This window comes from Psychroserpens sp. XS_ASV72, from assembly GCF_041224425.1.
Taxonomy (GTDB): Bacteria; Bacteroidota; Bacteroidia; order Flavobacteriales; family Flavobacteriaceae; genus Psychroserpens.
This window is the reverse complement of sequence record NZ_JBGFGL010000077.1, coordinates 47,197-66,080: the sequence shown is the minus strand read 5'-3', so window position 1 is coordinate 66,080 and position 18,884 is coordinate 47,197. Positions and strand designations below refer to the sequence as shown.

At 35.3% G+C, this 18,884-nt stretch carries 17 protein-coding genes; 6 read left to right on the top strand and 11 right to left on the bottom strand.

From position 1 onward, the window contains the following. Positions 1-41: 41 nt before the first annotated feature. The 8 genes from sucD to AB9K26_RS09165 form a co-directional block, all read right to left on the bottom strand. On the bottom strand, positions 42-914 hold the full coding sequence (gene sucD / locus AB9K26_RS09200; protein WP_369972270.1) for a succinate--CoA ligase subunit alpha: 873 nt from the start codon (positions 912-914) through the stop codon (positions 42-44). A gap of 83 nt (positions 915-997) precedes the next feature. Further along, positions 998-1,402, bottom strand: a complete 405-nt coding sequence (locus tag AB9K26_RS09195) for a nuclear transport factor 2 family protein (protein WP_369972269.1) — start codon at positions 1,400-1,402, stop codon at positions 998-1,000. Continuing rightward, entirely contained in the window at positions 1,399-2,337 is a 939-nt protein-coding gene (locus AB9K26_RS09190; RefSeq protein ID WP_369972268.1) for a UDP-3-O-(3-hydroxymyristoyl)glucosamine N-acyltransferase, read from the bottom strand. Before AB9K26_RS09190 ends, AB9K26_RS09195 begins: the two co-directional genes overlap by 4 nt. Next, on the bottom strand, positions 2,337-2,903 hold the full coding sequence (gene efp / locus AB9K26_RS09185) for an elongation factor P (RefSeq protein ID WP_369972267.1): 567 nt from the start codon (positions 2,901-2,903) through the stop codon (positions 2,337-2,339). The genes AB9K26_RS09190 and efp overlap by 1 nt, the downstream gene beginning before the upstream one ends. A gap of 55 nt (positions 2,904-2,958) precedes the next feature. Beyond that, a complete protein-coding gene (gene lpxA, locus AB9K26_RS09180) occupies positions 2,959-3,744 on the bottom strand; it encodes an acyl-ACP--UDP-N-acetylglucosamine O-acyltransferase (protein ID WP_369972266.1) in 786 nt (261 codons plus the stop codon). Between the two features lie 2 nt (positions 3,745-3,746). After that, positions 3,747-5,153 carry a bifunctional UDP-3-O-[3-hydroxymyristoyl] N-acetylglucosamine deacetylase/3-hydroxyacyl-ACP dehydratase gene (locus AB9K26_RS09175; protein ID WP_369972265.1) on the bottom strand — a complete coding sequence of 469 codons (1,407 nt, stop codon included), beginning with the start codon at positions 5,151-5,153 and terminating at the stop codon, positions 3,747-3,749. After that, positions 5,140-6,168: a UDP-3-O-(3-hydroxymyristoyl)glucosamine N-acyltransferase gene (lpxD, locus tag AB9K26_RS09170; RefSeq protein WP_369972264.1), complete on the bottom strand. Its 1,029-nt coding sequence runs from the start codon at positions 6,166-6,168 to the stop codon at positions 5,140-5,142. Before lpxD ends, AB9K26_RS09175 begins: the two co-directional genes overlap by 14 nt. Positions 6,169-6,266: 98 nt before the next feature. Continuing rightward, on the bottom strand, positions 6,267-7,487 hold the full coding sequence (locus AB9K26_RS09165; RefSeq protein WP_369972263.1) for an HD domain-containing protein: 1,221 nt from the start codon (positions 7,485-7,487) through the stop codon (positions 6,267-6,269). 38 nt (positions 7,488-7,525) lie between these two features. Here AB9K26_RS09165 and AB9K26_RS09160 point away from each other — a divergent pair, with 38 nt between their 5' ends. The 4 genes from AB9K26_RS09160 (at position 7,526) to AB9K26_RS09145 (ending at position 10,970) form a co-directional block, all read left to right on the top strand. After that, positions 7,526-9,079, top strand: a complete 1,554-nt coding sequence (locus tag AB9K26_RS09160) for a PglZ domain-containing protein (protein WP_369972262.1) — start codon at positions 7,526-7,528, stop codon at positions 9,077-9,079. 129 nt (positions 9,080-9,208) lie between these two features. Next, positions 9,209-9,664, top strand: a complete 456-nt coding sequence (gene tsaE / locus AB9K26_RS09155) for a tRNA (adenosine(37)-N6)-threonylcarbamoyltransferase complex ATPase subunit type 1 TsaE (RefSeq protein WP_369972261.1) — start codon at positions 9,209-9,211, stop codon at positions 9,662-9,664. Positions 9,665-9,901: 237 nt separating this feature from the next. After that, a complete protein-coding gene (locus tag AB9K26_RS09150) occupies positions 9,902-10,456 on the top strand; it encodes a hypothetical protein (RefSeq protein WP_369972260.1) in 555 nt (184 codons plus the stop codon). 160 nt (positions 10,457-10,616) lie between these two features. Beyond that, on the top strand, positions 10,617-10,970 hold the full coding sequence (locus AB9K26_RS09145; RefSeq protein ID WP_369972259.1) for a hypothetical protein: 354 nt from the start codon (positions 10,617-10,619) through the stop codon (positions 10,968-10,970). Here AB9K26_RS09145 and AB9K26_RS09140 read toward each other — a convergent pair whose 3' ends face one another. Together AB9K26_RS09140 and AB9K26_RS09135 are read right to left on the bottom strand one after the other, a co-directional pair. Next, on the bottom strand, positions 10,971-11,528 hold the full coding sequence (locus tag AB9K26_RS09140; RefSeq protein ID WP_369972258.1) for a hypothetical protein: 558 nt from the start codon (positions 11,526-11,528) through the stop codon (positions 10,971-10,973). A gap of 54 nt (positions 11,529-11,582) precedes the next feature. Then, entirely contained in the window at positions 11,583-12,089 is a 507-nt protein-coding gene (locus AB9K26_RS09135) for a hypothetical protein (RefSeq protein ID WP_369972257.1), read from the bottom strand. A 195-nt stretch (positions 12,090-12,284) separates the two neighbouring features. Between AB9K26_RS09135 and AB9K26_RS09130 the strand changes: the two genes are divergently transcribed. Both AB9K26_RS09130 and AB9K26_RS09125 read left to right on the top strand, forming a co-directional pair. Next, positions 12,285-13,484 carry an alanine dehydrogenase gene (locus AB9K26_RS09130; protein ID WP_369972256.1) on the top strand — a complete coding sequence of 400 codons (1,200 nt, stop codon included), beginning with the start codon at positions 12,285-12,287 and terminating at the stop codon, positions 13,482-13,484. Positions 13,485-13,500: 16 nt separating this feature from the next. Then, positions 13,501-13,878, top strand: coding sequence for a hypothetical protein (locus AB9K26_RS09125; protein ID WP_369972255.1), 378 nt, complete (start codon positions 13,501-13,503; stop codon positions 13,876-13,878). A gap of 61 nt (positions 13,879-13,939) precedes the next feature. On the opposite strand, the gene AB9K26_RS09120 is transcribed toward AB9K26_RS09125, so the two are convergent. Continuing rightward, on the bottom strand, positions 13,940-18,778 hold the full coding sequence (locus AB9K26_RS09120; RefSeq protein WP_369972254.1) for a T9SS type A sorting domain-containing protein: 4,839 nt from the start codon (positions 18,776-18,778) through the stop codon (positions 13,940-13,942). Positions 18,779-18,884 lie beyond the last annotated feature (106 nt).

Genomic DNA, 18,884 nt, shown 5'->3' with positions numbered 1-18,884 from the left:
GATTGATAACGTCATTTTTTTGTATATATTTTAACAGTCGCTTAGCCAAGGACTTCCGCAACTTTTTTCCCGATTTCAGCAGGAGAATCCACCACATGGATTCCACAGTCTCTCATAATGGCTTTTTTTGCTTGAGCAGTATCGTCGCTTCCACCAACAATGGCACCAGCATGACCCATGGTACGTCCAGCAGGAGCGGTTTCACCAGCAATAAATCCGACAACAGGTTTTTTGCTTCCGCTATTTTGATACCATTTAGCAGCATCAGCCTCTAATTGTCCACCAATCTCACCAATCATGACAACACATTCTGTCTCTTCATCGTTGATAAGCAATTCCACAGCTTCTTTAGTCGTGGTTCCAATAATTGGGTCTCCACCAATTCCAATTGCTGTAGTAATTCCTAAACCTTGTTTCACAACTTGATCAGCCGCTTCATAAGTAAGCGTACCAGATTTAGAAACAATACCCACTTTTCCTTTTTTGAAAACAAAACCTGGCATGATACCTACTTTTGCTTCTTCAGGTGTAATTACTCCAGGGCAGTTAGGACCGATTAAACGGCAATCTCTATCTTTAATGTAATCTGAAGCTTTAATCATATCTGCCACAGGAATCCCTTCAGTAATTGTGATGATTACCTTGATTCCAGCATCAGCGGCTTCCATAATGGCATCAGCAGCAAATGCAGGTGGTACAAAAATAATAGATGTATCAGCACCAACTTTGTCTACAGCCTCTTGAACCGTATTGAAAACCGGTTTGTCTAAATGGGTTTGTCCACCTTTACCAGGCGTCACACCACCAACAACATTTGTTCCATACTCTATCATTTGTCCAGCATGAAATGTACCTTCACTACCTGTAAAACCTTGAACAATTATTTTTGAATTTTTATTGACTAAAACGCTCATTTTTATGTGTTTTTGTTTCTGTGTTGTTTTGAGTTGAATTTGTATGCAAAAATAAGTTTTTGATTCGCAATTAAGAACCCTTTTTAGACTTTTATTTCTGCAAATGAATTTAGACTGTCAGAACTATTATCAGCAAGTTGGCTAATTTCAAATCCTTTGAATAGCTTTCCGTCTGTAACCTCCCAAATAGATATAAAATGCGCTATGGCATCTTCCTTTTCAGGTCGTTCAATAACAGTTCCGTAAATTGTATATCTTGCCGTTATGGTATTTCCGTCTTCTAAAAGATGGCTTAAGCGGTATCTAAAGGAATGGTAGGTTTTTTGGATGTCTTTGATCATGCCTTTAATACCATTATAATCTAATTTCCTAAAACCTTTACTAGTATTCCATTTTAAGGTGCAATCTTTATGGAAAAACTCCATGACATTATCATCCTTAGCGATATCGGATGCATAAAACCGTTTAACTACCTCTTTTGATGTCATTTTAATTTCTTTAATTCTTCTAAAATATTCGGAATTTGTTTGATTGAAGCCAAACGCTTAAGTTCTTCTCGAGCTTCCTGAATTGGTGTTCCCCAATACACTTTACCACCTTCAACAGATTTGGTCACACCAGCTTGCGCTTGAATAATAGCTTTAGAACCTATAATTATACCACTATTGGTACCAACTTGTCCCCAAATTGTAACTTCATCTTCAACAACAACACAACCAGCAATTCCAGTTTGGGAAGCGATAAGGCATTTTTTTCCAATAATCGTGTCATGACCTATTTGGATAAGATTGTCCAATTTAGAACCTTGACCAATTTTGGTATCTCCAGTTACTCCTTTATCGATAGTACAATTAGCTCCAATGTCTACATGGTCTTCAATAACTACACGTCCGCCAGATAACAATTGATCATAACCTTCTGGACGTTTCTTATAATAAAAAGCACTGGCACCCAAAACAGTTCCCGAATGAATGGTGACGTTATTTCCTATGATGGTATTGTCATAAATACTCACATTAGGATGGATGGTGCAGTTATCTCCAATAACGACATTGTTTCCAACAAAAACATTCGGTTGTATGATTGTATTTTTTCCAATTTTGGCAGAAACCGCCACAGAAGTATTTGCAACTTGAAAAGGTTTGAAATGTTTAGTAAGCGCATTAAAATCCCTAAATGGATCATCACTTATTAATAATGCCTTACCTTCAGGACATTCAACTTCTTTATTGATAAGAACAATAGTAGCAGCCGATTTCAAAGCTTTATCATAATACTTTGGATGGTCGACAAAAACAATATCTCCAGGTTCTACAACATGAATTTCGTTCATGCCCAATACTGGAAAGTCATCTGCACCAATATAGGATACCGAAAGTAATTCAGCTATCTCGTGAAGTGCATAGGTTCTTGGGAATTTCATTATTCCTTGATACGTTCTTTGTAAGTTCCTTTATCGGTTTCAATTTTAATCTTATCACCTTCATTAATAAATAAAGGAACATTGACTTCAGCACCAGTTTCTACAGTTGCAGGTTTTGTTGCGTTCGTGGCTGTATTGCCTTTAACTCCTGGTTCTGTGTGTGTTACTTCCAAAATAACACTGGCAGGCATTTCAACAGATAGAGGCATGTTGTCTTCTGTATTAATCAAGATGGTAACCACTTCCCCTTCTTTCATGAGGTCTGGTCTATCTAAGGCTGCCTCTGTTAATCGAATTTGGGTATAATCTGATTCATTCATAAAATGATAAAATTCGCCATCATTATATAAATATTGAAACTTGTGGGTTTCAACACGCACATCTTCAATTTTATGTCCGGCAGAAAATGTATTATCTATTACTTTTCCAGTCGTGACGCTTTTGAGTTTTGTTCTCACAAAAGCAGGTCCTTTTCCTGGTTTCACGTGTAAAAATTCTATAATTTTATAAATGTCATGGTTGTACCTTATGCACAATCCGTTTCTAATATCTGAAGTACTTGCCATTTTATTTTAAATACTGATTTTTAATTAGTTAAATACTATTATATAAACTTTTAAGTTAACTTGATTTAAAGTAACCTTTCATGATACCACGATGAGAGTTTTTAATGAATTGTAGTATCTCATCACGTTCAGGAGTGGCTTCCATTTCAGCTTCAATTAAGTCTGAAGCTTGGGTATTGTTATAATTTTTCTGATACAAAATCCTATAAATATCTTGAATTTCTCTAATTTTTTCAGTTGAAAAGCCACGTCGTCTTAATCCAACAGAGTTAATCCCAACATAGGAAAGCGGTTCACGCGCAGCCTTGACATAAGGTGGCACATCTTTCCGTACCAAAGAACCTCCAGTTACAAAGGCATGATTTCCAATTGAGCAAAACTGATGCACTGCAGTCATACCAGCAAGTACAACATAATCACCAACAGTAATATGTCCTGCAAGGGTACTGTTGTTTGAAAAAATACAATTATTACCAACGATACAATCGTGTGCAACATGACAATAAGCCATGATCAAACAATTATCTCCTATGACCGTTTTCATACGATCTACAGTACCACGATTAATAGTAACACATTCACGAATAGTAACATTATCGCCTATAACCGTGAGTGTGTCTTCGTCATTGTATTTTAAATCTTGTGGGACAGCTGAAATAACTGATCCTGGAAAAATGTTACAATTTTTTCCAATTCGAGCGCCTTCCATGATAGTAACATTACTACCAATCCAGGTGCCTTCACCTATAGTAACATTATTGTAAATTGTTGTAAATGGCTCTATAACCACATTTTTTGCAATCTTGGCACCTGGATGCACATATGCTAGAGGTTGATTCATAATTACTTTACTTTTGAGATTTGCGCCATCAACTCTGCTTCAGCACAAAGTTTGCCATTGGCATAAGCATAACCTTGCATGTGACAAATTCCACGTCGAATTGGTGTAATAAGATCACACTTAAATATTAATGTGTCGCCAGGAATGACTTTTTGCTTGAACTTTACCTTATCAATTTTCATGAAGAAAGTAAGGTAGTTTTCTGGATCAGGAACAGTACTTAACACTAAGATACCTCCTGTTTGAGCCATAGCCTCAACAATCAAAACACCAGGCATTACAGGAGCTCCAGGAAAGTGTCCTTTGAAAAACTCCTCATTCATGGTGACATTTTTCATACCGATAACATGTGATTCTGAAAGTTCAAAGACTTTATCAAGTAGCAAGAACGGTTGACGATGAGGCAACATTTCCATGATTCTATTGACATCCATCAAAGGTTCTTGATTCAAGTCAATTTGAGGAACATTGTTACGTTTTTCGTTTTTAATGATTTTTGATATTTTTTTTGCAAACTGGGTATTGATAAAATGGCCTGGTTTGTTAGCAATAACCTTTCCTTTAATTCGGGTTCCAACCAATGCCAGATCGCCTAAAACATCCAATAGTTTGTGCCTTGCAGCTTCATTAGGATGATGAAGCGTTAGATTATCTAGGATTCCATTTGGTTTAACAGCTATTGAATCTTTATTGAAAGCGACACGTAGTTTATCCATGGTTTCTGGCGATAATTCCTTATCTACATAAACAATGGCATTATTCAGATCTCCTCCTTTTATAAGTCCGTTTTCCAAAAGCATTTCAAGCTCGTGTAAAAAACTAAAGGTTCTTGAGTCTGCAATTTCATTTTTAAAATCGGTAACACAATTTAAGGTTGCATTTTGTGTTCCTAAGACCTTTGTTCCAAAGTCCACCATAGCAGTAATTTGGTATTCTTTTGAAGGCATGATTATGATTTCGCTGCCAGACTCTTCATCAGAATAGGAAATAACATCAGTAACAACGTATTCTTCTCTATAGTCATCTTGCTCAACAATGCCTGCTTTTTCAAGAGCTTCCACAAAGAACTTCGAAGAGCCATCCATAATTGGTGGCTCAGAAGCGTTGAGCTCAATAATGGCATTATCAATATCTAATCCGACCAAAGCAGCCAGTACATGTTCTGATGTCTGAATCGTAACTCCGTTTTTTTCCAAACAAGTGCCACGTTGTGTATTCGTTACATAATTGGCATCTGCTTCAATTACAGGAGATCCTTCTAAATCAACTCTTTTAAATGAAAAGCCATTATTGGTTGAAGCAGGACAAAAGGTCAAAGTAACATCTTTGCCTGTGTGGAGTCCAACTCCTTTTAAGGAAACTTCCTTTCCAATGGTTTTTTGTTTAACGTCTGTTTTAATTATTCCCATCTACTTTCTTTTCAATTTCTGTAATCCCTTTAACTATTTTTGGAAGGTTTTTAAAGTACACGTACGATTTATTATAATCTGCATAGCTCAATGCTGGTGATCCTTGCAAAATTTCATTGTCCTTAACATTGCGACCAATACCAGACTGCGCTTGAATTTTTACATTGTTTCCAATGGTTATGTGCCCAACGATGCCAACTTGGCCTCCTATTTGACAATTTTCTCCAATTTTAGTTGAGCCAGCGATACCTGTTTGAGCAGCTATAACAGTATTTTTACCAATTTCAACATTATGGGCAATCTGTATCTGATTGTCCAACTTCACCCCTTTTCTTATGATTGTCGATCCCAATGTAGCACGATCTATAGTTGTACCTGCTCCAACATCAACAAAATCCTCAATAATTACATTTCCTATTTGTGGCACTTTTGAATATTCCCCTTTTTCGTTTGGAGCGAAACCAAAGCCATCAGCACCAATGATTGAACCAGAATTAATGACGCAATTTTTTCCAATAAGCGTTTCAGAATAAATCTTTGTACCTGCAAAAACTATAGTGTTATCTCCAATAGTAACATTATCACCAATGTAAGAATTAGGGAAAATCTTAACATTGTCTCCAATTTTGACATTATCACCTACATAAGAAAATGCACCTATATAAATATTACCACCAATTTTTGCAGAACCTGAAATGAAGCTAGGTTGCTCAGTACCAGTTTTGTTCAGTTTAACTTGGTTGTAATATTCCAAAAGCTTAGAAAATGACTTGTATGCATCATCTACCTTGATTAATGTCGCAGAAATTGCTTGTTCTGGTATGAACGACTTATTAACGATAGCAACAGAAGCCTTGGTCGTATAAATATAAGATGTGTACTTAGGGTTTGACAAAAAAGTCAAAGAACCTTTTGTACCTTCTTCAATTTTAGAAAGCCTAGAAACTTCAACATCAGGATTGCCTACAATATCACCTTCTAAGATTCCAGCTATTTGTTGTGCAGTAAACTTCATTCTCGCAAAAATAGAAAAAATGTATCACATATTTGACCTTGCAAAACACTTGTTTAAAAAGTTGTAGCAATTAATAGGTTTGCCAATCTTTATCGTTGTTAAATTTTTGGATAACAGAAATAATATTTAGTCACTGGTTTTGATAAAGCCTTAATATTGAATTGATCGGATGCCTTTTCGATATCGACCACTTTTCCCGATTTTTGAAGAATCTTTATCGCTTGCATTTTTGAGTGGTAAGCCTGATTTGAAATACTGTCTTCAAAAACAAAATATTCAGCTTCATAGCTTGAAATTGCATACTTTTCAATCAACCGATTCAAATGTTCAAGTAACACCTTTTTCTTGATGGGTTTATTCTTGAGTTTGATCTTCAACAAATTCCTATTCACAATCATTTCGCATAAATTACTTAAAACAAAATCCTCATGATGCTGCCAGTCTTTCATTGCGGAAATAATATCAATGTCATCAAGTTTTGAAAAAGTTTCCAAAGTTTGATTGTCAAAATTACTTGAGGATACTTCATTTTCAAGGAAAAATTGTAAGGCAGGACTAGCCAAAAGCTGCTCTCCCGAATCACACAACTCTTTAGCACGCTTTAATACTCGCGTTAACAATTGCTCTGCAACCAAACCTGTTTTATGCAAATATACCTGCCAATACATGAAACGTCTAGCCACAAGAAACTTTTCAACACTATAAATCCCTTTTTCCTCAACAACAAGATTATCATCACTCACATTAAGCATGGTAATCAAGCGTTCACTATTGATATTTCCTTCAGCTACTCCAGTATAAAAACTATCACGTTTGAGGTAATCGGCTCGATCCATATCCAATTGACTAGATATCAACTGACACAAAAAAGGTCTTTTATATTCTCCTTTAAAAATTTTGATAGCAAGCGTTAAACTTCCGTTAAATTCTGAATTGAGTTTTTCCATGAACATCAACGAAATTGACTCATGGGAAATACCATTTACAATACTGTGTTCCATGGCATGTGAAAACGGACCATGGCCAATATCATGAAGCAAAATGGCTACATAAAGAGCTGTTTCTTCCTCTTCAGAAATTGTAACTCCCTTAAAACGAAGTACATTGATTGCCTTTTGCATTAAATGCATACAACCTATAGCATGATGGAAACGTGTGTGATGTGCTCCTGGATACACCAAGTATGACAAACCCATTTGAGTGATTCTTCGCAATCTTTGGAAGTATTTATGCTCAATCAAATCAAAAATGAATGCATTTGGAATAGTAATAAATCCGTAAATTGGGTCGTTAAATATTTTGAGTTTATTGCTTGCCATTAAACAAAACTATTTACATTAATTTCAAACAAATATACATGAACACTATAAATATTCTTTGGGTTGACGACGAAATCGATCTATTAAAACCTCATATTCTTTTTTTAGAACAAAAACAATACAATGTTACAACTTGTCAAAGTGGCACTGAAGCACTCGACGCTATTGAAGATGCTAATTTTGATATTGTATTCCTAGATGAAAATATGCCAGGCCTTACAGGCTTGGAAACTTTGAATGAAATCAAGGAAAAACGTGCTAATCTTCCGGTGGTGATGATTACAAAAAGTGAGGAAGAATATATTATGGAAGAAGCCATTGGAAACAAAATTGCCGATTATTTAATAAAACCGGTTAATCCGAATCAAATATTATTGAGTTTAAAGAAAAATTTAGATCATTCAAGATTGGTGTCCGAAAAGACAACTTCTAACTACCAACAGGAATTTAGAAAAATTGCGATGGACTTATCGATGGTGAATTCTTTTGAAGAGTGGTCTGCATTATATCAAAAGTTGATTTATTGGGAACTGAGATTGGAAGATATCGAAGATGTTGGTATGACTGAGATCTTAGAATCTCAAAAATCTGAAGCAAATCATCAATTTGGGAAGTTTATTGAAAAGAACTATCAAGATTGGTTAAAACCGAATTCAGATGGACCAACTTTGTCGCATACCCTATTTAAAAATAAAGTAGTTCCAGAACTGAGCGACAACCAACCAACACTTTTAGTTGTTATTGACAATTTACGTTACGACCAATGGAAAGCCTTTGAGCCGATTGTAAACAATTATTACAAAAAACTTTCGGAAACGCCTTTTTTCAGTATTTTGCCAACCGCCACACAATATGCTAGAAATGCAATCTTTTCTGGATTGATGCCTAGTGATATGGAGCGTTTGCATCCAGATTTATGGAAAAACGATACTGATGATGGTGGTAAAAATCTACATGAAGAAGAATTTTTATTGGCACAACTCAAGCGATTGGGACTACAGAATTTAAAAACCGAATATCATAAAATCACCAATTTAAAACAAGGAAAACGATTAGTTGAAAATTTTAAAACTCTAAAAGACAATGACCTTTCTGTAATTGTATACAACTTTGTAGACATGCTGTCCCACTCCAAAACAGAAATGGAAGTGGTGAAAGAATTGGCTTCTAATGACAAGGCTTACAGGTCGCTAACCCTTAGTTGGTTTAAAAACTCACCTTTATTGGAAATGATTCAACTAGCGCAGCAGTTAGGCTTCAAACTCATATTGACAACCGATCATGGTACGATCAATGTTAAAAATCCATCACGAGTTATAGGCGATCGTGACACCAGTTTGAACTTAAGATATAAAACTGGTCGCAGTCTAACCTATGAGGACAAGGACGTACTTGCGGTTAAGGATCCTAAAAGCGTGTATTTACCAAGTATAACTATGAGCAGTTCCTTCATTTTTGCAAAGAGTGACTACTTTTTGGCTTATCCAAATAACTATAATCATTATGTTAGTTATTACAGGAATACCTACCAACATGGAGGTGTTTCTTTAGAAGAAATGATCATCCCATTTATTGTACTTAATCCGAAGTAAATCATCCATGTAATGCAAAAAAAACCGACGAAATGCATATTTTTTTAGTTTTTCTCGATTTTTATTCTTAATATTGCGTACAAATTAGATTCGTATTAAGTGACGGGTCAAACCTTGTATGATTTGGAGATGAATTATCAAATAGATGAAATTGATACGATAGCTAAAAAACTCATTGAGAATTTTAGTGCTAAGACAATTTTATTCGAAGGTGATTTAGGAGCTGGAAAAACTAGGCTTATTAAGGCGTTGACTAAAGCTTTAGGAAGCAATGACGATGTTACCAGTCCGACATTTTCAATAGTAAACACCTATAAATCCAAAGATTGCTTGATACATCATTTTGACATGTATCGAATTGAAGATGAAATTGAAGCACTTAATTTTGGATTTGAAGATTATTTGAACAATGATAATGATTGGTTATTTATAGAATGGCCAGATCGTATTGTGAATTTATTACCTATTGAGGTCAATACAATTACAATATCAAAAATTGATACAAACTCAAGAGCCCTCAAATTGAGCCTAAACGAATTATTAACCCAGAAACCTGCTATGGAGCACTGCAAAACACAAAAATAAAAATAACACCTCAGACTGCATAATTACTGGTACTTACGGAAAAACCGTAACCATAAGGTGATTAGTGACGATGTTTTTAACACTCGTTTAACTGTTCAAAAGCGTGATCGCAAAGTATATTTGAACAATTAATTAATTAATCCCTTATATTTATGAAAACTAAAAAGTATGTACTAGCAATTGCAATCTTCGGAGGTATGTTATTTGCAGCTCACGCAACTGACATTATCAAAGTAGATGGACAAGTTAAAACAGAAATCGATAGAAAGAAATTTAAAGTTCCTCAGCACGGATAATTCTTTAAGTAGAAAAAATCTTATCATAGGGAGTATTATTGGGACTTATGTCGCAATGACTCCCTTTTTGTTTTATTTATACGAACATGTTCCACAAACACAAGTATGGAAAACATGGTTATTTGATTATGATAGTAAAAGCTGGGGAGATGCGAATCTATCAATGTGGATTTTAACTGGAAAGGCAATTCCTTTAATTCTGTTATTAATTTGGTTTTTTACAAATAGAAACTGGTGGTACCATGCATTGATAGTTCCAATTGTCATGTACTCTTATCAAATTATCAATTTACTTTATAGTGATCTTGGTCCATTGGATGAACTAGAATGGATATATATGGTTCCAATAATGGCTATTATTATACCTTCTATTTATTTGATCAGGGCTAGAATGTTTAACGAAATCAATGATGCAGATAAAAGTATGCAAGAACTAGAAGATGAATTTATGATAAAGCCTACAACTTTTTGGGGTAAGGTTAAACAATATTTTTGATATCAATTACAATCATAAAAAATGCAGTGAAAATTTCACTGCATTTTTTTTATCAAAACTTTATAAGAATATTTCTATTAATTTAGAAACAATAACTTTTCTTAAAAAAATTATACATTTGTAACTATAACCCTATTAATTCCTATAATCCTATTACTTAATGAGTAAAACCATACATCGTATCATTGAACTCGTTTCAGAATTAAAGCTTAGCGCAAGGCAATTTGATATTTCTATTGGTGCTGCCAATGGTTACACACTGCGAATGAAAAAGAATAATGCCTCCGTTGGTAGTGATGTGATTGAAAGAATAGTCAAAGAGTATCCGCAAGTGAATTTAGTTTGGTTGATTACTGGAAAAGGCAGTATGTTTATTGCTGAGCCAAAAACAAAAGTTAATTCTAAAGCTGATATTGAAGAGTACATCGATAATCGGATTAAATCTGAAAGTTCTGATGAGAAAAAGAAACTATTAAATGAAATACTCAAAGAGATAAGTAATTCTAATAATTAATCAATACATACGATTTCTTAAATCAATTAGTTTCCTTAAATAAACTTTATCTTCTAGCTTAATTTTATTTTTTTGTAATTCAAAAAACTCTTTTTTAGCGCCTTTATACTCATTAATCTTAAAATTACTAATATTTTCAATTTCTGAATTGATTTCGGAATTCACAATATATCTAACACTTCTTTGATAACCATCAAAACCTAAAATGTTTGATAAAAACTTAAGAAAATATAGATATATAAAAGCACAAAATATAGTGAGTAAAATTGTTTCAAAATTAAAATGCTTATCTGTCTTATACTCAAATAAATTTAAAATAATTTTATATAGTTCAACTACAATAGGAATTATTAAAGCATATTTCCACCTATGTGGACAAGTTATATACCAAATTGTTAGAATCCCAAGAGTCAAAATTTTAACTGCAATAATCCAAATGTAATAGTCAAAATCATTCTCTGTTTCTATCGTTATTTTAAAAAATGTGTTATTGAAGAAAAGTATTATTTCTGGAATAACTCTATAAGAATAAAATAAAAATGGTAATAAAATTATCATAACCATAATTATTACATTTATTTCATTAGAGTGCTTAAACATGCCTATTCACTATTAAAAATTATCATAAAAACTATTTCTTATTTCAATCAGTTTTTTTAGATATACATCATTATTAAGTTTATTTTTATTATTTTTTAATTCTTTGAATTTTGCTTTAAAAGTTTCTAATTTGTTTTTATCAAGTCTACTTAATCTGGCAAAAACTTCATCAATTTCATTATCAATCACATAACGCAACTTGTTAGATTTTCTATATATATTGATTTTTGCAGAAAAGAGAAACAACAACAAAATTATTGGTATTGTAAATGGTAGGCTTACTAAAAAATCAATCTCATCAAAATAAAAAAGATTAGAGTTTAAAGACGTAATAAATTTAAACAACTCTATAGTAATAATAACTAATATTGACGCTTTCCACCAATAGTTACATGACAAATACCAAATAATAGAGAAAATAATAATTAGAATTTTCATTTTTAAAAAATATACTAAATGTATTAAATCCGGAAAACCATAGTCATTAATTTCTAAACCAAGAAAAGAGATAGATTCCAAATCTTCCAAATTTATGACCCTATCCAAATAATAAGAAAACGTAACCACTATTATTAGGATTGAAATCATCCAGTCTTTCCATGTATAGTGTTTGAGAAATATCATTATATAGAAAATTATCTACATCTAATATATAAACTTTTATTTTAATTAATAAAATAATTATTTGTAATTTGAGTTTCCAATTAAAAGCTAATGAGCAAATCCTTATCGCCTTTCACCAAAGCACAATTGCTTCCTCAAGAAGAAACTTTAGAAGTTTTAAAACAAAAAGGGAATCTTTTTATTGGTATCCCAAAAGAAACCCATTTCCAGGAAAAACGTGTTTGTCTAACTCCTGATGCTGTTTCTGCACTGATATCTAATGGACATCGGGTTATGATCGAATCTGGAGCTGGTGTAGGCGCTAATTTTAAGGACAAGGATTATAGCGAAGCTGGCGCAGAAGTCACCAAGGATACAGCAAAGGTTTTTTCATGTCCTATCATACTCAAGGTAGAACCGCCTTCACTTGATGAAATAAAACTTATCAATCCGCAAACATTATTGATTTCTGCTTTGCAACTCAAAACCCAAAACAAAAAGTATTTTGAAGCATTGGCTTCTAAACGTATTACAGCACTGGCTTTTGAATTTATTAAAGATGAAGATGGTGCTTATCCTGCTGTGCGCTCTCTAAGTGAAATTGCTGGTACATCATCTATTTTAATTGCTTCAGAATTACTTTCTAATGTTAATGGTGGTAACGGACTTATGTTTGGAAACATTAGTGGTGTACCTCCTATTGAAGTCGTAATTATTGGTGCTGGAACGGTTGGTGAGTTTGCAGCGCGTTCGGCCATAGGCTTAGGTGCCAATGTCAAGGTTTTTGATAACTCCATTACAAAACTGCGTTGTATCCAGTCAAATCTGGGACGTACAATCTATACCTCTACACTACAACCAAAAAACTTAGTAAAGGCCTTGAAGCGCTGTGATGTTGCCATTGGTGCTGTTCGAGGTAAAAATAGAGCTCCTGTCGTGGTTACTGAAGCTATGGTGAATGTAATGAAGTCTGGTGCTGTAGTTATTGATGTCAGTATTGATATGGGTGGTTGTTTTGAAACGAGTGAAGTCACTAACCATGATAAACCAACATTCGTATATAATGGTGTGACGCATTATTGTGTTCCTAACATTCCAGCAAGATATTCTCGATCTGCCTCAGTGTCAATCAGTAATATTTTTACACCATACCTTTTAAAGATTGCTGAGGATGGAGGAATTGAAAATGCCATACGATTTGATCGTGGTTTAAAAAATGGATTGTATTTTTACCACGGAATTTTAACCAATAAATCTGTTGCAGATTGGTTCGATCTAGACTGCAGCGATGTGAACTTACTAATCTTTTAAGGCTTAAAATCAAATCATGAAATTCATACACCGAGTCGGATACTACTTAGGCGGTTTTTCCATTGGACTTATTGTTTTAGCTTTTTTTCTTAGTGGAAAAAATTTCTCATGCGATTATGGTCCGAATGCAAGAACCATAAAAAATATATCTATAAAAAAGAAGACTTATTCTGAATCTGCTAAAGCATCAATGCAATCCAAGGCTATTGATTCAACTGTTGTTATGGAATTGATTAAAACTGGTGATGTGAACTTCTCAAAAAGTGATACTAAAGCCGAAGGCTGTAAAACCTATTATATAGAAAACTCCTTAAATGAAAAGCCTATGGAATTGACTATCAAAAATTGTGATTCCACAGCAACCATTTTGGCTATCGAATATATCAAAAACTAAAAATGCCATTCTGCTTTGAAACATAATGGCATTCTTTAACAATTAAGCGCAAATATTATCCTTAGCGGATTAATACTTTTTTCAATAATTCTGTATTGTTGTACATCAACCGAATCACATAAATTCCTCTTGAAAACAGTGAACTATCGATTTCTTTATCAAGTGAAAGATCTCCTTCGTTTTGAAGTATTTGCTCAGAATAAATAATTTTTCCATTTAAATCATAAATCATAATCTGTTCCACATTAACATTTTGCAATCCAGAAATTTTAACCTTGACAATATCGGCCGTCGCATCTTGATAAACATTGAAATCAAACTCTTCTTCTGCTTCCGGTAAAATGACTGCAGATGAACAATCTTCTACAAAAACCATTACAGTAGCTTCATCGGCATCTAATGCATTGTATACCACTACAGAATATTCTGTATCTTCATTTGGAGACACCTCAATACTTGGTGTAGTTTCACCAGTGCTCCATAAAAATTCGTCGCCACCTGTTGCGGTTAATGTAACCGTCTCATTATTACAAATAAATTGATCTTCACCAGCATAAGCTTCAACAGTACCAACCACATTTACTGTAACCGATTTTGTATCAGAACAGTTATTGATAAAACCTGTGACTGAAAAAGTAGTTGAACTTGATGGACTTACAGCAATATTTGGTTGTGTAGCTCCATTACTCCATTCATATAAATTGGCTCCTGAAGCAGAAAGCGTAATAAATTCCCCTTCTAAAATGGTAACTTCCTGACCATTCATAATAACAACATTTGGGTTTAAATTCACAAATACAGTAACATCATCCTGGGCTTGTTGATCATCTTCAAAAACAGTTACAGTATAGGTTTCTGTTTCCCACGGACTAACAGTGATACTCTGTGTAGTTTCTCCTGTACTCCACAAATAAGAATCTCCTTCAGAAGCAGTTAAGGTCGTTTGTGTTCCTTCACAAATAAATTGATCTTCGCCAGCACTCGCTTCAAAAATTATTGGTTCGACAATAACGGTGACTTCATCAGTTGTTTGACAACCATTTGAGAAACCTGTCACTGTATATGTCGTAGTAGTATTTGGCGATACTGAAATAGCTGACGTGGTTTCACCTGTGCTCCACTCATAGGAATCAGCTCCTGTAGCCGTTAAGGTAACACTTTCGCCTTCAGTAATCGTAATATCTGAACCAGCGTCTGTATTTGGCAGTTCATTTACCGTTACTATGACTTCATCTGTGGACGAGCATCCATTATCGAAAACCTCAACAGAATACTCTGTGGTTGAGTTCGGACTTACCTCAATGCTTTGTGCGGACTCTCCTGTGCTCCATAAATAATCTGTTCCGCCTGATGCAACTAAGACTATCGATGCACCTAAACAGATCTCAACATCTGCTCCTGCATTTGCAACTGGCAAATCATTTACCGTTACAGTAACCTCATCGGTATCTGAGGCCGTTCCCATTGTATTGAAAACGGTTACCGAATAAGTGGTCGTAACGTTAGGGCTCACCTCAATGATCTGTGTCGTCTCTCCAGTACTCCACTCGTAGCTAGTTCCTCCAGAAGCAGTCAAAGTAACCATTGCTCCAGAACAGATCTCAACATCTGCTCCTGCATTGGCTACCACAGTTTCGGTCTCAACGGTCACTACAACCGCGTCGGTCGATTCACAACCATTTGAAAAACCTGTCACTGTATATGTCGTAGTAGTATTTGGCGATACTGAAATAGCTGACGTGGTTTCACCTGTGCTCCATTCATAGGAATCAGCTCCTGTAGCCGTTAAGGTGACACTCTCTCCTTCAGTAATCGTCACGTCTGATCCAGCATCTGTATTTGGCAAATCATTTACCGTTACAATGACATCGTCAGTATCTGAAGCGGTTCCCATTGTATTGAAAACGGTTACCGAATAAGTGGTCGTAACGTTAGGGCTTACCTCAATGCTCTGTGTCGTCTCTCCAGTACTCCACTCGTAGCTAGTTCCTCCCGAAGCAGTCAAAGTAGCCACTGTTCCAGAACAGATCTCAACATCTGCTCCTGCATTGGCAACCACAGTTTCAGTCTCAACGGTCACTACAACCGCGTCGGTCGATTCACAGCCGTTTGAGAAACCTGTCACTGTATATGTCGTAGTAGTATTTGGCGATACTGAAATAGCGGACGTGGTTTCGCCTGTGCTCCACTCATAGGAATCTGCTCCTGTAGCCGTTAAAGTAACACTTTCACCTTCAGTAATCGTCACGTCTGATCCAGCGTCTGTATTTGGCAGTTCATTTACGGTTACAATGACGTCGTCAGTATCTGAAGCGGTTCCCATTGTATTGAAAACGGTTACAGAATAAGTGGTCGTAACGTTAGGGCTTACCTCAATGCTCTGTGTCGTCTCTCCAGTACTCCACTCGTAGCTAGTTCCTCCAGAAGCAGTTAAAGTAACCATTGCTCCAGAACAGATCTCAACATCTGCTCCTGCATTGGCAACCACAGTTTCGGTCTCAACGGTCACTACAACCGCGTCGGTCGATTCACAACCGTTTGAGAAACCTGTCACTGTATATGTCGTAGTAGTATTTGGCGATACTGAAATAGCTGAAGTGGTTTCACCTGTGCTCCACTCATAGGAATCAGCTCCTGTAGCCGTTAAGGTGACACTTTCACCTTCAGTAATCGCCACGTCTGATCCAGCGTTTGTATTTGGCAGTTCATTTACGGTTACAATGACGTCGTCAGTATCTGATAGTGTACCAGTTATATCAAAAACAGTAACAGTATAAGTAGTTGTTTGGGTTGGGTTAACTTCAATACTCGCAGTTGTCTCTCCTGTGTTCCAAACATAAGCAGTTCCTCCTGTAGCGGTTAAGGTAGTTGTAGACCCATTGCATATCGTTTGATCTTCTCCCGCATTGGCAACGACTTCGTTGCCTACTAGAAAAACCGTTACTGAATCTGAATTTTCACAATTTCCATTACTACCTGTGACCGTATATGTAGTTTCTATAGTTGGGTTTACAGTAATACTTTGTGTAGTTTCGCCAGTATTCCAAACATATGAATCTGCGCCACTAGCGTTTAATTCAATTGATTCTCCATAGTTAATCGTCACATCTAAACCAGCATCTACATTTGGTAAAGGATTTACAGTTACAACAATTTCATCAGCTTCACTATTGCACCCATTTTCAATTGCTACTACAGAATAGGTAAATGTAGCGTTAGGACTAACAGTTATGCTTTCTGTTGTCTGACCAGTATTCCATAGATATGATGTTCCTCCTTCTGCTGTTAAGGTCACAGATTCGCCTTGACATATTTCCACATCAACACCAGCATTAGCAACAGGTATTGGGTTTACTGTAACGACAACCTGATCTGATGATGTACTCCCATCAGCATGTGTTCCAGTAACTGTGTAAGTAGTTGTCGATGCTGGAGAAACATTTATAGAATTTGATGTCATGTTGCCAGGCATCCAAACATATGAATCTGCTTCAGAAGCTACTAAAGTTGTACTTTCTCCTTCACAAATGGTAACATTATCTCCAGCTTCAACTTGATACGAAACATTAGTTTCTGTATCAGTTCCATTAATGAATTCTTCGACATTTGTATATCCGTCTCCATCTTCATCGCCATTATGGCTTCTGGTTAAATCTCCAAAGGTGGCTATTTCCCATACGTCAGCCATTCCATCATTATCGGTATCATAAGTACCTGGTCTTGAGTTTTGAGGAAGACTTGGCAAAGTCCAGTTTTTATTAAATGGATCTGAACTTATGTTATTCTGAACATTGTTAATTTTTAGTATATCAAAACTATCTCTATAAGTACCGTAACTTCCATCGGCATTTAAAAACTTATTGGCACCTACATTAGCAAGGACAGTAGTAAACGCTGTTTGCGCTGAAGTAACCGTTGGGTTTTCTATCAACGGATGCATGGTCGTAGTAAAATAACTACTTGGCAAGTTTGCATTGGTATAAAAGTTTTGCCATAGATCTCTATCATCTAATTGTGGCACCTGATAATATGTTGAATGATAATTATTTGCCGTATAAATACTTGGAACTATGTTTTGTACTTTATTAGCACTTCCGTTTAAGGTATGGTCTCCTGGCTGAAGATAATTTCCAATAAAGTTTATTTCTGGGCTACTAGAGTTTGCATTGGTTAATCGAGAACCCCAATTAAAAAATACATTATTGATGATATCATATTGTAAACCTCCTCCAACATTAGGTGTTCGATGTCCTTGATCGACAAATAAATTATTTATCGAGGTCATGTTTCCTGTTGGATAATTGGGATTTAAACCTACAATAATTCCAGTGGCATTTTCAGAAAACACACAATTTTGAATGGTTATGTCCTGTAATGGACCCCAATCTCCACCCATTGCGATTGCTTGATCGTCACAAAAGCTGAAAGAACAATGATCAAAGACCAAACCTTCACATCCTGTAGACAAAAATCCGTTATGTTCTCTAACATCTGACTGACCATTATATCGGCCATTTCTAAAACGGATGTATCTCCAAATGGCATTATTACATGGTTGTGATGGTCGACTCCATCCTCCACCCATTTGTATAAGGTGATTGCTTATTGTAATTCCGCCTTCAGGAGCTGTTTGTCCAGCAACAGTAAAATTTGAGTTTTCTTCAATAAGTTCAATTGCTGAAGTCAAAACAATAGTTCCACTCACATCAAAAACAATTGTTCTAGGAACAGTCATCATCAATGCAGATCTTAAACTACCAGGTCCGGAGTTATTGAGATTGGTTACTTTTACGATTATTCCTCCTCTTCCACCAGTAACGTAACTACCAGCACCTTGTACAGAGGGAAATGCTTTTGTTTGTGAATTACTTAAATTAGTACAACTAAGTAATAGGATCAAAACGAAAAAAAGTCTAAGGGATGTCTTTTCACAGCCGAAACTGTGGCAAGTAGAATTTGGGGATTTCATTTGCTATTAATATTTGGGGCTAATTGTTAGGGTGCCA